This is a genomic window from Streptomyces sp. NPDC126499, assembly GCF_040302485.1.
Lineage (GTDB): Bacteria > Actinomycetota > Actinomycetes > Streptomycetales > Streptomycetaceae > Streptomyces.
Genome location: NZ_JBEOUO010000022.1, coordinates 24,043 through 38,226 on the forward strand (window position 1 = coordinate 24,043; position 14,184 = coordinate 38,226).

Below are 14,184 nucleotides of genomic sequence, written 5' to 3' on the forward strand. Positions count from 1 at the left end.
CGCACCGAGGAAAGCCAGCGAACACGAAGAGCGGTCTGTCCCCCCAGCACTGCCCGCGGCACTGCGCAGATCATCGTGGTCAAAGTGCGGACCCCTTGTCCAGTCGATACGCAGTGCGGTTGTGCATCTGCAATCTCCGCTTCCGAATTGGAAACCGGCGGGGGTCATCCGGGAGGATGGCCCGCATGAGCGCCCAGATTCTCGATGGCAAGGCCACCGCAGCCGCGATCAAGTCCGACCTGACCGCCCGTGTGGCGGCCCTCAAAGAGCGGGGCGTGACGCCCGGTCTCGGCACCGTCCTGGTCGGCGACGACCCGGGCAGCCAGAAGTACGTCGCGGGCAAGCACCGCGACTGCGCCCAGGTCGGCATCGCCTCCATCCAGCGCGAGCTGCCCGCCTCCGCCACCCAGGAGGAGATCGAGGCGGTCGTACGGGAGCTCAACGAGGACCCGGCCTGCACCGGGTACATCGTGCAGCTGCCGCTGCCCAAGGGCATCGACGAGAACCGCATCCTGGAGCTGATGGACCCGGCCAAGGACGCCGACGGCCTGCACCCGATGAACCTCGGCCGGCTGGTCCTCAACGAGCCCGCGCCGCTGCCGTGCACGCCGAACGGCGTGATCACGCTGCTGCGCCGGCACGGTGTGGAGATCAAGGGCGCGGAGGTCGTGGTCGTCGGCCGCGGTGTCACCATCGGGCGCCCGATGCCGCTGCTGCTGACCCGCCGCTCCGAGAACGCCACCGTGACGCAGTGCCACACCGGCACCAAGGACCTCGCTGCGCACCTGCGGCGCGCCGACATCATCGTCGCGGCGGCCGGTGTGCCGCACCTGATCAAGCCGGAGGACGTGAAGCCGGGCGCGGCCGTGCTCGACGTCGGCGTCTCCCGCAACGACGAGGGCAAGATCGTCGGGGATGTGCACCCGGGCGTCGCCGAGGTCGCCGGCTGGATCTCGCCGAACCCCGGCGGCGTCGGCCCGATGACCCGCGCCCAGCTCCTGGTGAACGTCGTCGAGGCCGCGGAGCGCGCGGCCGGGATCCGCTGACCGTGTCCTCCTCCGTGTCCTCCGCCGCCACGCCGGAGGAGCCGGGCCGTACGGACGGTGCGAGCGGTGCGAGCGCTGCCGACGCGACGGACGGTGCGAGCGGTTCCGGCGCGACGGGCGGTGCGGGCGGTTCCGGTGGTACGGGCGGGGCCGGTGGCGCCGCCGCTGGTGCCGACGAGGCGCCCGTCTCGCGCCGGCACCCCCGCGCGAAGCTGACCACCACGACCGCACGCCCCGAGGGCGGCGGCCGGGCGGCACCCGGGGACGCCCCGGCGCCGGCCCGTCAGTGGCCGCTGCTCACCGTGCTCGGGATGACCGCGCTCGGGCTGCTCGTCACCGGCACCGACCTGTTCCCGCAGTCGTTCCGGGTCGGCACCCTGCTGGTCGGGATCGCGCTCCTGACCGGGGCGGTGCTGCGGCGCGCCCTGCCTTCCGTCGGCATGCTGGCGGTGCGCTCCCGGTTCACCGACATGATCACGTACGGGGTGATGGGCGGCCTGATCGTGCTGCTCGCGCTCATGGTGCAGCCCGAACCGTGGCTGCGGATCCCGTTCCTGGAGGACATCCTCCACCTCACGGTGACGTAGCGGACGGGAGGACGGGGCGCCCGTCCCCTCCCCCGAGGGAGGACGGGCGCCCCGCGATCAAGGGTCATGTACGTGCCAAGGGTGGTTCAAGGGCTGCGGGACCGCTGTGGCACGGAGGTGACCATTCCGGTACGTGCCTGTCCGGTAGCCGGGTGGCAGTGAGCCGTCCCACAAGGGGGCGGGGATTGGGCGGGCCCCGGGTCGGATAGCCTGACCGCCGGATATCTCTTCACGTCGAGACACCGATCGATCAAGAGGGGTTATCCCACCACCAGGGGCAGGGACCCCCACCGCCAGCTGTCTTACGGAGATCGCCATGACCCGCACTCCCGTGAATGTCACCGTGACCGGCGCGGCCGGCCAGATCGGCTACGCGCTGCTCTTCCGCATCGCCTCCGGCCACCTGCTCGGCGCCGACGTGCCGGTCAAGCTGCGCCTCCTCGAGATCCCGCAGGGCGTCAAGGCCGCCGAGGGCACCGCCATGGAGCTCGACGACTGCGCGTTCCCGCTGCTCAAGGGCATCGACATCTTCGACGACCCGAACCAGGGCTTCGAGGGCGCCAACATCGCCCTGCTCGTCGGCGCCCGCCCGCGCACCGCCGGCATGGAGCGCGGCGACCTGCTCTCCGCGAACGGCGGCATCTTCAAGCCGCAGGGCAAGGCCATCAACGACCACGCCGCGGACGACATCAAGGTCCTCGTCGTCGGCAACCCGGCCAACACCAACGCCCTCATCGCCCAGCAGTCGGCCCCGGACGTCCCGGCCGAGCGCTTCACCGCGATGACCCGCCTGGACCACAACCGCGCCCTGTCGCAGCTGGCCCGGAAGACCGGCGCCTCCGTCGAGGACATCAAGCGCCTCACCATCTGGGGCAACCACTCCGCCACCCAGTACCCGGACATCTTCCACGCGGAGATCGCCGGCAAGAACGCCGCCGAGGTCGTGAACGACGAGGCGTGGCTGGCCGACACCTTCATCCCGACCGTCGCCAAGCGCGGCGCCGCGATCATCGAGGCCCGTGGCGCGTCCTCCGCCGCCTCCGCCGCCAACGCCGCCATCGACCACGTCCACACCTGGGTGAACGGCACCCGCGAGGGCGACTGGACCTCCATGGGCATTCCGTCGGACGGCTCCTACGGCGTCCCGGAGGGCCTGATCTCCTCCTTCCCGGTCGTCTGCAAGGACGGCAAGTACGAGATCGTCCAGGGCCTGGACATCAACGAGTTCTCCCGCGCCCGCATCGACGCCTCCGTCAAGGAGCTCGCCGAGGAGCGCGACGCGGTGCGCGAGCTCGGCCTCATCTGAGCCCGCCGGCCCCGCCGACCCGCGGAGGCCGCTGAGCTCACCGGGTCTTCGATCCGTACGCGGCGCCCCCGGCCCAAGCGGCCGGGGGCGCCGTGCGTTTCCCGCGGCCGCGGCCGGATTACCGCTTCGAAAAGCCGTTCCTGTCCGTTCCCTCTCGGCTTTTCGGCTTCCTTCCGGCTTCCTTCCGGCTTCCTTTCGGTCCGCCGGCCCTGTCCGCTCCGTCAGGGCGTGAGCACGTCCTCGGCCAGCTCACCGAGGTGCGCGAGGGTGCGCAGCAGCAGTCCCGGCCCGAAGGTGATCCGGGTCGCGCCGAGCCGCCCGAGCTCCGCGAACGGCGGATCCCCGGGCCGGAAGAGGAAGTTGAGCGGTCCGGAGACCGCCGCCCGGATCTCCGCAGGTCCTCGGCCGGGGCCGTGATCGGATAGACGCAGTCGGCGCCGGCCGCCTCGTAGAGCAGGGCCCGCTCGACCGCCGCGGTCACCGGGTCCCCGTGCACAGCGGTGTCCCCGTACACAGCGGTGTCCCCGGACGCAGCGGTGTCCGCGTACAGATACGTGTCCACGCGCGCGTTGACGAAGAGCTCCGGTCCGGCCTCCGCCCGTACCGCCGCGAGGAAGTCCGCGTGCGCGGCCGGGTCCCTGAGCCCATGCGCACGGTCGGAGTCCTCCAGGTTCACCCCGACCGCGCCGGTCTCCAGGACCCGGTGCACCAGCTCCTTCGGGGGCAGGCCGTAGCCGCCTTCGACGTCGGCGGTGACCGGTACGGAGACGGCCCGGGCGATGCGCGCCACGGCCGCGAACATCTCCGCGGCCGGCATCTCGCCGTCCTCGTGGCCCAGCGCGGCCGCCACGCCCGCGCTCGGGACCGCCAGGGCCGGGAACCCGGCCCGCTCGAGGACCCGCGCGGAGGCCGCGTCCCACGGGCCGGGCAGGACCAGCGGGCGGTCGGCGTCCCGGCCGAGGTGCAGCGCCCGCAGCACCTGGACGCCTGCCCCCTCCGCCCTTGGTGCCTCCGCGTCGCTCACCGCTTGTACGCGCCCGGGGTGTAGTGACCCGGCGTCGTACGGGTCGTGACGCCGATCCGGTTCCAGGCGTTGATGACCGTGATCGCGCCGATGACCTGCGCGAGCTCGGTCTCGTCGAAGTGCGCGGCGGCCTCCCCGTACACCTCGTCGGGGACGAAGCCGTCGGTGAGGACGGTGACGGCCTCGGTCAGGGCGAGGGCGGCCAGTTCGCGCTCGGTGTAGAAGTGCCGCGACTCGCGCCAGGCGGACAGCTGGACGATCCGCTGCACGCTCTCCCCGGCCGCCAGCGCGTCCTTGCTGTGCATGTCCAGGCAGAACGCGCAGTTGTTGATCTGCGAGGCGCGGATCTTGATCAGCTCGTAGAGCGTCGGGTCGATGTGCCTCGACGCGGCGATCTCCAGGCCGACCATGGCCTTGTAGAACTCCGGGTGCCGCTCGGCGAAGGCGAGCCGGGGCGGGTGTTCGGCGGCGTACGGGGCAGAGGTCCGCGGCCGGTGGTGTGCGTGGGCGATGCTCGTCATGACGATGACCGTACGGGCCGAGTGGCGCCCGGGTATGGTCCACTTCCATGGGGAACGACTGGGCCACTTTCGGCTCCGACCTGCATCTGGAGCTGTCCGGGAAGGGGCTGCGCAACGGGCTCATGGACGCGCTGCGGGAGGCCGTGCGCAGCGGTCGGCTCGCGGCGGGCGTACGGCTGCCGTCCTCGCGTTCCCTCGCCGCCGACCTGGGCGTGGCCCGCAACACCGTCGCCGACGCGTACGCGGAGCTGGTCGCCGAAGGGTGGCTCACGGCCCGGCAGGGCTCGGGGACCCGGGTGGCCCAGCGGTCCGTCCCACGCTCTCCCACACCCCCGCACCGGGCCCCCGCCTCGCCCCCGCCGACCGGGAGGCCCACGTACAACCTGCGGCCCGGCACCCCCGACCTCGCCTCCTTCCCGCGCGCCGAATGGCTCAGGGCCTCCCGCAAGGCCCTCATGGCCGCGCCCCACGAGGCCTTCGGCTATGGCGACCCGCGCGGCCGGATCGAACTGCGCACCGTGCTCGCCGAGTACCTGGCCAGGGCGCGGGGCGTGTACGCGACGCCGGAACGGATCGTCGTCTGCTCGGGGTTCGTGCACGGGCTGATGCTCATCGGGCAGGTGTTGCGGGCCCGTGGCGTGCGGGAGGTGGCCGTCGAGTCGTACGGGCTCGACATCCACTGGGACCTGCTGGGCCGCGCGGGCATCCGGATGCCCGCCCTGCCCCTGGACGAACACGGCACCCGCACCGAGGAGTTGGGCTCCGGGGAGCTGGCCGGTGTGGGGGCGGTCCTGATGACGCCCGCCCACCAGTTCCCGCTGGGCGGTGCGCTGCTGCCCGACCGGCGGGCGGCGGCGGTCGACTGGGCGCGGGCGGCGGGCGGTCTGATCCTGGAGGACGACTACGACGGGGAGTTCCGATACGACCGGCAGCCGGTGGGCGTGCTCCAGGGCCTCGACCCGGAGCGGGTGGTCTACCTGGGCACCGCGAGCAAGTCGCTCGCGCCGGGGCTCCGGCTGGCGTGGATGGTGCTGCCGGAGCACCTCGTCGAGGAGGTGGCGGCGGCGAAGGGGACGGTCGACTGGATGTCCAGCGCGACGGACCAGCTGACCTTCGCGGAGTTCCTCGCCTCGGGGGCCTACGACCGGCACGTCCGCGCGATGCGGCTGCGCTACCGGCGCCGCCGCGACCAGCTGGTGGAGGCGGTCGCCGCCCGTTCGCCCGCGACCCGCGTCAGCGGGATCGCCGCCGGGCTCCACGCGGTCCTCCGCCTCCCGGCCGGCACCGAGTCCTCGGTCCTCACCTCCGCCGCCTTCCAGGGCCTCGCCCTCCTGGGCGTCAACCGCTTCCGCCACCCCACCGTCCCGCCGACGATCGACGCCCTGGTCGTCGGCTACGCGACACCGCCGGACAGCGCGTGGTCGGGGGCACTGGACGCGCTGATGCGGGCCCTGCCGGAGCCGTGACGCGAAAGCGCCCCGCCCGCCGCCGTGTTCTCCTCGTTCATCGCGGGCGTCAAGGACGGCGAGCTCGACGTCTGAAGCTCCGAGGGCCCGCCCCTCCTCGTTCGGGAGCCGGGCGGGGCTTTGTCGTGCGGCGGCACGCCGACGGGCCCGTCACCGGCCGCCGCCCGCCCCCGCCGCCCGTCCCCCCGTCGGGGGCTCGCCGAAGCGGGCCAGGGTCAGAGAGCCCGTGACCGCGAGGATGAAGCCGAGGACGGCGAGCCAGGTGAGGCCGGGGCGGGTGCGGTCGCCGAGCCAGGCGACGCCGGCGAGGGCGGGGCCGATCGTTTCGCCGAGGACGAGGCCCGCCGTCGCGGTGGTGACCGAGCCGCTGTGGAGGGCGGAGGTGTAGAGCAGGTAGGCCGCGCCGCCGCCGAGGAGGAGGGCGAAGAGGGCGGGGTCGGCCAGGTCGGCTCCGTCGATCAGGCGGACCGCGACCTCGACCACGCCGAAGCCGAAGCCACCCGCGAGCCCCAGCGTCAGCGCGCGCGGCCGTCCCGGCAGGCGCCCCGCCGCCGCGCCGGCGAGCAGCACGCCGAAGGCCGCCGCCAGCAGCCCCCACTCCAGCGCGGCACCGGGGTGCTCGTGCCCCTCCTTGCCGGAGGCGAGCGCCAGCATCGCGAGCCCGAGGCACACCACCACGACCGCCGCCCACTCGACCCGGCGAAGCCGCACCCCGAGCAGCCGGGAGGCGATGACCGCCGTCACGGCGAGACTGGCCGCGAGCGACGCCCCCACCACGTAGATGGGCAGCGTCCGCAGGGCGACGATCTGGAGCAGGAAGCCCAGACCGTCCATGCCGAGCCCGGCCACGTACCGCCACTGCCGCAGCGCCCGCCACATCAGGGCGACGTCGACCCCGCCGCCCGTGCCCGGCACGGCGGCACGGGCGCCGAGCGCCTGGAACACCGACGCGGCGCCGAAGCAGAGCGCGGAGGCCAGTGCGCACACCATCCCAAGAAGCACGAAAGGGACTCTAGTGCGACGGGGCGCGGGCGCCCCTTCACACCGGGCCTACACTGTGCGATCGCAACCAGGCACGCGCGGCGTCGCCGGGCGGACAGGGCGGACAGGGGAGAACGGGACATGCGCAGACTGAGGTCCGGCACGGTGGTGCTCGGCGGCGTGAGCGTGCTCGCGGCCACGCTCACCGCGTGCGGCTCGGAACCCGACCGCCGCTGCGTCGACCCGGTGACCTACAAGGAACTCCCGGACTACAAGTGCGAGTCCGACGGCGACGGCTCGTCCACGTCCGGCCGCTACTACTACGGCGGCTCGGTCAGCGGCGGGCGCGCCAGCGGCGGCAGCTTCGACAAGTCGGCCGTCGACAGCGGCGGCTTCGGCGGCGGATCCTCCTCCTCCGGCGGCTGATCCCCGCCATGGAGCGCCACACCATCGAGCCCCGCCCCGGCTGGCAGCAGACGGTCGAGGAGCAGGGGCTGATCTATCCGCTGACCCGCTACCCCGACGGCTCGCTGCGCCCCTACTGGGACGAGAGCGCCTACTACTCCTTCAGCCTGCCCGAGGTCGAGGCCCTGGAGGAGGTCGTCGAGGAGCTGCACGCCCTGTGTCTGGCGGCGGCGGCCCACATCGTCGAGAAGGATCGTTTCGCCGAGCTCGGCATCACCGATCCCCGTCTCGCCGCCAAGGTCGCCGAGGCATGGCGCCGCCGGGCCGAACTCCCCACCCTCTACGGCCGCTTCGACCTCCGCTACGACGGTACGGGCCCGGCCAAGATGCTGGAGTACAACGCCGACACGCCCACCTCCCTGGTGGAGGCCGCGAGCCCGCAGTGGTTCTGGATGGAGGAGCGCTTCCCCGGCGCCGACCAGTGGAACTCCCTCCACGAACGGCTCGTCGACGCCTGGAAGCGGCAGGCGCACCTGCTGCCGCCCGGCAGCCCGGTGCACTTCGTGCACTCCGAGGGCGACGAGCTCGGCGAGGACCTGATGACCGTCGCGTATCTGCGCGAGACCGCCCAGCAGGCCGGTCTCGACACGGAGGCGCTCTCCGTCGAGCGGATCGGCTGGGACCGGATCTCCGGCCGTTTCGTCGACGACCGGCTGCGGTTCATCCGGGCCTGCTTCAAGCTCTATCCGTGGGAGTGGCTGACCACGGACCGCTTCGGCCCGTACGTCCTCGACACCCTCGACAACGGCGGCGGCACCGGCACCACCTGCTGGATCGAGCCCGCCTGGAAGATGCTCCTGTCCAACAAGGCGCTGCTCGCGATCCTGTGGGAGCTGAACCCGGGCCACCCCAACCTGCTGCCCGCCTACCTCGACGGGCCGCGCGATCTCGCCGCCGCCGGCGGCCCCGGCTATGTCGCCAAGCCGCTGCTCGGCCGCGAGGGCGCCGGCGTCACCCTCCACGAGCCGGGCGCCGAGCCGGTACGGCGCGAGGAGCCCTGCTGCTACCAGGAGCTGGCCCCACTGCCCGACTTCGACGGAAACCGGGTGGTGCTCGGCGCGTGGACGGTCGGCGACGAGGCGGCCGGGCTCGGCATCCGCGAGTCGGCGGGGCTCGTCACGGACGAGTACGCCCGCTTCGTCCCGCACGTCATCCTCTGACCCGGGGGTACGGCGCGGGGCCTACTCGCCGACGTAGCCCCGCAGCGGGGCCGGCCTCAGACCGGCCGCCTCCGCCGCGTCCAGGACACGGCGGAGGTCCTGCTCGACGGTGCCGTTGAAGTGCAGCAGGACGATGTCGCCCGCCTTCAGCCGGGGCATCGGTACGGGGTCGGTGCCCCAGGTCGTCAGGTCGTGGGTCCAGGTCACCACGGCCTTCGCGCCACAGGCGCGGGCGGTCGTCCGGGTCGTGGCGTCGTACGCGCCGTAGGGCGGCCGCAGCAGGCGCGGGCCGTCGCCGAACTCTGCCAGGTGCGCCTCGCGCGCCCCGCAGACCTCGGCCTTCTGTCCGGCGGCGTCGAGGGCGGTGAGGTCCGGGTGGCTCACGGTGTGGTTCTCGACGCGGGAGGGGCCCTGGTCGAGCAGGGTGTGGAAGTAGCCGGAGTCGTACGCGTACGCGCCCGGCAGCAGGAACAGCGAGGCGGGGACCCGGCGGTCGAGCAGCAGCTTCGCGGCGGCCGGGTCGTGGTTCCAGCCGTCGTCGAGGGTGACGAAGACGACCGGGTCGGTCGTCTCCACGCGGGAGACGACCGCCACGGGCTCGGGCCAGGCCGCCTTCGGCACGGCGTGCGCGGAGCCGGCGCACGTGCCCAGCAGCGAGACGGGCACGAGGGCGGCGAGCGCGGCGCGCAGGGCGCGGCGGCGCGGACGGGGCCTCGGCGGGCGGGGGCTCGACATGGCCGCAACATTGGCCTAGACCAACTGGGGTGTCAATGGGCCGAGTTGAGCCACCCGAACCGGACGCCGCGCATCCGCCGCCCGCCACCCGAACCGGACGCCGCGCATCCGCGCCCGCCGCCCGGCTCGGACGGCGTCCCGTCGAACGGCGGGCGCCCGGCCTCAGGCCGACAGAACCGCGCGCAGTTGCTCCAGGCCCCAGTCCAGGTCCTCCTTGCCGATCACCAGGGGTGGAGCGATGCGGATCGTCGAGCCGTGGGTGTCCTTCACCAGCACGCCCCGCTCCATCAGCCGCTCCGAGATCTCCCGTCCCGTGCCCTTCGCGGGGGTGATGTCCACGCCCGCCCACAGGCCGCGCCCACGGACCGCCTCCACGGCCCCGCCGCCCACCAGCAGGCCCAGCTCCGCGTGCAGGTGCTCGCCCAGCTCGGTCGCCCGCTGCTGGTACTCGCCGGTGCGCAGCATCGCGATCACCTCCAGGCCCACCGCGCAGGCCAGCGGATTGCCGCCGAACGTCGACCCGTGCTCCCCGGGCCGGAACACACCGAGCACGTCCGCGTCCGCGACCACCGCCGACACCGGCACGACGCCGCCGCCGAGCGCCTTGCCCAGGATGTAGACGTCCGGCACCACGTCCTCGTGCTCGCAGGCGAAGGTCTTCCCCGTACGGCCCAGGCCCGACTGGATCTCGTCCGCCATGAACAGCACGTTCCGCCGGGCCGTCAGCTCCCGCACCCCGCGCAGATATCCGGCCGGCGGGACCAGGACCCCGGCCTCGCCCTGGATCGGTTCGAGCAGCACCGCCACCGTGTTCTCCGTGACCGCCCTCTCCAGCGCGGTCAGGTCCCCGTACGGCACGATCTCGAACCCCGGCGTGTAGGGGCCGTAGTGGTCCCGCGCCTCGTGGTCCGTGGAGAAGCTGACGATCGTCGTGGTCCGGCCGTGGAAGTTGTTGGCCGCCACCACGATCTTCGCGTGCCCGTCGGGCACGCCCTTCACCTCGTACCCCCACTTGCGGGCGGTCTTCACCGCCGTCTCCACGGCCTCCGCCCCCGTGTTCATCGGCAGCACCATCTCCTTGCCGCACAGCTCGGCCAGGCGCGCGCAGAACTCGGCGAACCGGTCGTGCTGGAAGGCGCGCGAGGTGAGCGTCACCCGCTCCAGCTGGGCTCTGGCGGCGTCGATGAGACGCCGGTTGCCATGGCCGAAGTTCAGCGCCGAGTACCCGGCGAGCATGTCGAGGAAGCGGCGTCCCTCGACATCGGTCATCCACGCCCCTTCGGCGGTGGCGACCACCACGGGCAGCGGGTGGTAGTTGTGGGCGCTGTGCGCGTCCGCGGCAGCGATCTCGTCTTGCGTCCTCGACACGGGATCTCCGTTCGTCCTGCGGCAGGAGCGGGTGTGGCTCCCTTTCTTATCGTCGCTCGGATACCGGACGGGGAAACCTGCGCGACGGCGCGCCCGACACGGTGAAAACACGAGGACGGTGACAACACGGCCGAGGTGACAACACGGCGACGGTGACGCACGGCCGCGGTGACCCACGGCCGAGGTGACAGCACCACGGCGACCGGCGTACGGGCCGCGGCCCCGTCCCGGAGGGCGGAACGCCAGGGGCGACGGCACCGCCCGGAACGACCCGGCCCTACCGCACCGAGCCCGCGATCCGTATCGCCTCCTCCCGGTCCGTCACCCCCTCCAGGCGGAAGGTCAGCGCACCTCCGCTCCTCGTCCACAGGAGCGTGGGGCCCGCCGTGCGGGTCGAAGCGGTCCAGCTCCCGCCGGCCGCGTCCGTCATCGGGAAGGTCAGCAGATGCGGCCGGGCGAACCAGTACGCCTCCGTCCCGTCCGGCAGCGCCACCCACTCCGGAGGCGATCGCACCGACTTCGCGAAGCCCAGGTCGAGCCGGCCCGGGAACACGTCGAGCCGCACCGCGCTCCCCTTCTCCTTCCCCTCGCCGGCCCGCCAGCACAGGCCGACCACCGCGCGCGGTCTGACCCCCGTGACCGCCACCCCGTCCGGCGCGCCGAGCGCCCCCGGCAGCACCGGCGCGAACCCGGCCCTCCGCCCGGCCTCCGCGAGCCCCGTCCCCGCGCCCCGGTCCGGGCAGCCCGGCACCGCGGCCCCCGGCGCGGGCCGCGCACCCGGCTCGTACCGCACGTCGACCCCGCCGAAGCCCAGCCACTCGACCACCCCGGCCCGCACCGGCGGCGTCAGCACCAGCACCACCAGCAGCCCGGACAGCGCGGCGAGCAGCCGCTTCCAGCGGTCCCGCAGCCAGGCGAAGCGGCGCGGGGGCGGAGCGGGCGGGGGCACCTGCTCGGCGAGCAGCTGGGCCAGCACCCGCTCGGCCATCGTCTCGCCGTCCACGTCCGGCACCCGCAGCCGGCGCCCCAGTTCCCGCAGCTCCTCCGGCAGCCCGCCGTCCCGGTCACCCATGCTCCTCACCCCCTTCCTCCGGAAGCCGCGCTCCCAGCTTCTTCAGCGCCCGGCTCAGCCGGGACTTCACCGTCCCCCGCGGCCAGCCCAGCGCCGCGGCCGTCTCCCCCTCGTCCATCTCCAGCAGATAGCGGTGGACCACCACCAGGCGGTGCTCCTCGCCGAGCCCGTCGAGCGCCGCAAGCAGCTGCCGCCGCCGCTCGTGCTCCTCCGCCGCCACCGCGGGGTCGGCGCCCTCCGGTATCAGCGGCTCGCCCGCCAGCAGCTCCGCCTCCCGGCCCGCCACCGCCCGCTGCCGGCCCGCCGAGCGCAGTGTGTTCCTCGTCTCATTGGCCACGATGCTCAGCAGCCACGGCCGGAACGACGCCCCTTCCTTGAAGCGCCCCAGCGAGCGGTACGCCTTGAAGAAGGCCTGCTGCACCACGTCCTCCGCGTCCGCGCCCGCCCCACAGGCCACCGCCGCCCGCAGCGCGACCCCGGTGTGGGCGCGGACCAGCTCCGCGTACGCCTCCGGCTCTCCGGCGCGCACGCGTGCGATCACCACGGCCTCGGCCTCGTCGACGACCAGGCCCCCCTCCCGGGTCCCCTCCCGCGTCCTCACACCTCTGATACACCGGCAGTCCGGGATCGGTTCCCACACCTGAGAGAATGATGGGCATGGCCTCTGAACGTCCTCGCGTGCTCTCCGGAATCCAGCCCACGGCAGGCTCGTTCCACCTCGGCAACTACCTCGGTGCGGTGCGTCAGTGGGTCGCGCTGCAGGAGTCCCACGACGCCTTCTACATGGTGGTGGACCTGCACGCGATCACGGTCCCGCAGGACCCCGCGGAGCTGCGCGCCAACACCCGGCTCGCGGCCGCCCAGCTGCTCGCCGCCGGCCTCGACCCGGAGCGCTGCACCCTCTTCGTCCAGAGCCACGTCCCCGAGCACGCGCAGCTCGGCTGGGTCATGAACTGCCTCACCGGCTTCGGCGAGGCCTCCCGCATGACCCAGTTCAAGGACAAGTCCGCCAAGCAGGGCGCCGACCGCGCCACCGTCGGCCTCTTCACGTACCCGATCCTCCAGGTCGCCGACATCCTGCTCTACCAGGCGAACGAGGTCCCGGTCGGCGAGGACCAGCGCCAGCACATCGAGCTGACCCGCGACCTCGCGGAGCGGTTCAACGGCCGCTTCGGCGACACGTTCACGATCCCGGCGCCGTACATCCTCAAGGAGACGGCGAAGATCTACGACCTCCAGGACCCGGCGATCAAGATGAGCAAGTCGGCGTCCACGCCGAAGGGCCTCATCAACCTGCTCGACGACCCGAAGACGACCGCGAAGAAGGTCAAGAGCGCGGTCACGGACACCGACACGGTCATCCGCTTCGACCCGGAGAACAAGGCCGGCGTCTCCAACCTCCTGACGATCATGTCCGTGCTCACCGACACGTCGATCGCCGACCTGGAGAAGAGCTACGAGGGCAAGATGTACGGCGCCCTCAAGACCGACCTGGCCGAGGTCATGGTGGACTTCGTCACGCCGTTCCGGACCCGCACCCAGGAATACCTGGACGACCCCGAGACGCTGGACTCGGTCCTGGCCAAGGGCGCCGAGAAGGCGCGGGCGGTCGCCGCGGAGACCCTGGCGCAGACGTACGAGAAGGTGGGCTTCCTGCCCGCCAAGCACTGAGTCCGAGGACCCTGGCCGAAAAGGTGGTGCAGGCCGCACACTGGCGGCTGCACCACCACACGGGTTTCGACGGACGACGACGCACGACGGACGACGACGCACGACGGACGATGGAGGAGAACGAGTGGGGACCGTAACGATCGGCGTCTCGATCGCGGTCCCGGAGCCTCACGGCAGCCTGCTCCAGGAGCGGCGCGCGGGCTTCGGGGATCCCGCCGCGCACGGCATTCCCACGCACGTCACGCTGCTCCCGCCGACCGAGGTCGACCAGGAGCGGCTGCCCGAGATCGGGGAGCACCTCGCCGCGATCGCCGCGGTCAGCGACCCCTTCGCGATGCGTCTGGAAGGCACCGGAACGTTCCGGCCGCTGTCCCCGGTCGTCTTCGTGAAGCTCGCCGAGGGCGCCCTCGGCTGCGACCGGCTCCAGCAGCGCATCCGCGACGAGGCGGGCCCGGTCCCGCGCGAGCTGCAGTTCCCGTACCACCCGCACGTCACCGTCGCCCACGGCATCCCCGACGAGGCGATGGACCGCGCCTTCGAGGAACTGGCCGGTTACACGGCGCAGTGGACCTGCCGCTCCTTCGCGCTGTACGAGCAGGGCGCCGACGCGGTGTGGCGCAAACTGTACGACTACGAGTTCGGCAGCGGCCGCCCCGCCTCGGCCGTCCCGGCGCAGGGCGGCAGCCCGGTCGAGAGCCCCGCCGCCTCTCCCGCCGGCTGACGAGGCCGTACGGGACGGTCCGGTCGGCCGGCTGGCGAGGCTGTACGGAAGGGCCCGGCCG

At 73.1% G+C, this 14,184-nt stretch carries 14 protein-coding genes and 1 pseudogene; 8 read left to right on the plus strand and 7 right to left on the minus strand.

Going from position 1 to position 14,184, the window contains the following annotated elements; all coding sequences use genetic code 11:
* The first annotated feature begins 185 nt into the window (after nucleotides 1-185).
* From ABTZ91_RS26845 to ABTZ91_RS26855, 3 genes are all read left to right on the plus strand, one after another.
* Complete coding sequence (locus ABTZ91_RS26845; RefSeq protein ID WP_345486169.1) at nucleotides 186-1,046, plus strand: bifunctional methylenetetrahydrofolate dehydrogenase/methenyltetrahydrofolate cyclohydrolase; 861 nt, start codon at nucleotides 186-188, stop codon at nucleotides 1,044-1,046.
* A 2-nt stretch (nucleotides 1,047-1,048) separates the two neighbouring features.
* Nucleotides 1,049-1,633 carry a DUF3017 domain-containing protein gene (locus ABTZ91_RS26850; RefSeq protein WP_352079813.1) on the plus strand — a complete coding sequence of 195 codons (585 nt, stop codon included), beginning with the start codon at nucleotides 1,049-1,051 and terminating at the stop codon, nucleotides 1,631-1,633.
* 316 nt (nucleotides 1,634-1,949) lie between these two features.
* Complete coding sequence (locus ABTZ91_RS26855; RefSeq protein WP_352079814.1) at nucleotides 1,950-2,939, plus strand: malate dehydrogenase; 990 nt, start codon at nucleotides 1,950-1,952, stop codon at nucleotides 2,937-2,939.
* Between the two features lie 221 nt (nucleotides 2,940-3,160).
* Here ABTZ91_RS26855 and ABTZ91_RS26860 read toward each other — a convergent pair.
* Both ABTZ91_RS26860 and ABTZ91_RS26865 read right to left on the minus strand, forming a co-directional pair.
* Nucleotides 3,161-3,963, minus strand: a pseudogene (locus ABTZ91_RS26860) (isocitrate lyase/phosphoenolpyruvate mutase family protein).
* A complete protein-coding gene (locus ABTZ91_RS26865) occupies nucleotides 3,960-4,484 on the minus strand; it encodes a carboxymuconolactone decarboxylase family protein (protein WP_352079815.1) in 525 nt (174 codons plus the stop codon). Before ABTZ91_RS26865 ends, ABTZ91_RS26860 begins: the two are co-directional and overlap by 4 nt.
* Nucleotides 4,485-4,531: 47 nt before the next feature.
* Here ABTZ91_RS26865 and ABTZ91_RS26870 point away from each other — a divergent pair, with 47 nt between their 5' ends.
* Nucleotides 4,532-5,950 (plus strand): PLP-dependent aminotransferase family protein, encoded by a 1,419-nt coding sequence (locus ABTZ91_RS26870; RefSeq protein ID WP_352079816.1) that lies wholly within the window; start codon nucleotides 4,532-4,534, stop codon nucleotides 5,948-5,950.
* 150 nt (nucleotides 5,951-6,100) lie between these two features.
* Here ABTZ91_RS26870 and ABTZ91_RS26875 read toward each other — a convergent pair whose 3' ends face one another.
* Nucleotides 6,101-6,940, minus strand: coding sequence for a hypothetical protein (locus tag ABTZ91_RS26875; RefSeq protein WP_352079896.1), 840 nt, complete (start codon nucleotides 6,938-6,940; stop codon nucleotides 6,101-6,103).
* A 132-nt stretch (nucleotides 6,941-7,072) separates the two neighbouring features.
* Between ABTZ91_RS26875 and ABTZ91_RS26880 the strand changes: the two genes are divergently transcribed.
* Together ABTZ91_RS26880 and ABTZ91_RS26885 are read left to right on the plus strand one after the other, a co-directional pair.
* Nucleotides 7,073-7,357 carry a hypothetical protein gene (locus ABTZ91_RS26880; RefSeq protein WP_352079817.1) on the plus strand — a complete coding sequence of 95 codons (285 nt, stop codon included), beginning with the start codon at nucleotides 7,073-7,075 and terminating at the stop codon, nucleotides 7,355-7,357.
* Between the two features lie 8 nt (nucleotides 7,358-7,365).
* Nucleotides 7,366-8,556, plus strand: a complete 1,191-nt coding sequence (locus ABTZ91_RS26885) for a glutathionylspermidine synthase family protein (RefSeq protein WP_352079818.1) — start codon at nucleotides 7,366-7,368, stop codon at nucleotides 8,554-8,556.
* 21 nt (nucleotides 8,557-8,577) lie between these two features.
* On the opposite strand, the gene ABTZ91_RS26890 is transcribed toward ABTZ91_RS26885, so the two are convergent.
* The 4 genes from ABTZ91_RS26890 to ABTZ91_RS26905 form a co-directional block, all read right to left on the minus strand.
* Entirely contained in the window at nucleotides 8,578-9,291 is a 714-nt protein-coding gene (locus ABTZ91_RS26890; protein ID WP_352079819.1) for a polysaccharide deacetylase family protein, read from the minus strand.
* Nucleotides 9,292-9,453: 162 nt separating this feature from the next.
* Nucleotides 9,454-10,659, minus strand: coding sequence for an ornithine--oxo-acid transaminase (gene rocD / locus ABTZ91_RS26895; RefSeq protein ID WP_352079820.1), 1,206 nt, complete (start codon nucleotides 10,657-10,659; stop codon nucleotides 9,454-9,456).
* Between the two features lie 277 nt (nucleotides 10,660-10,936).
* Nucleotides 10,937-11,731 carry a hypothetical protein gene (locus tag ABTZ91_RS26900; RefSeq protein ID WP_352079821.1) on the minus strand — a complete coding sequence of 265 codons (795 nt, stop codon included), beginning with the start codon at nucleotides 11,729-11,731 and terminating at the stop codon, nucleotides 10,937-10,939.
* Nucleotides 11,724-12,332: a sigma-70 family RNA polymerase sigma factor gene (locus tag ABTZ91_RS26905; protein WP_352079822.1), complete on the minus strand. Its 609-nt coding sequence runs from the start codon at nucleotides 12,330-12,332 to the stop codon at nucleotides 11,724-11,726. The genes ABTZ91_RS26900 and ABTZ91_RS26905 overlap by 8 nt, the downstream gene beginning before the upstream one ends.
* A 56-nt stretch (nucleotides 12,333-12,388) precedes the next feature.
* Between ABTZ91_RS26905 and trpS the strand changes: the two genes are divergently transcribed.
* The gene (trpS, locus tag ABTZ91_RS26910) at nucleotides 12,389-13,402 is read left to right on the plus strand and encodes a tryptophan--tRNA ligase (RefSeq protein ID WP_352079823.1); all 1,014 of its coding nucleotides are present in this window, start codon (nucleotides 12,389-12,391) and stop codon (nucleotides 13,400-13,402) included.
* A gap of 124 nt (nucleotides 13,403-13,526) precedes the next feature.
* Nucleotides 13,527-14,123, plus strand: coding sequence for a 2'-5' RNA ligase family protein (locus ABTZ91_RS26915; protein WP_352079824.1), 597 nt, complete (start codon nucleotides 13,527-13,529; stop codon nucleotides 14,121-14,123).
* The last annotated feature ends 61 nt before the right edge of the window (nucleotides 14,124-14,184 follow it).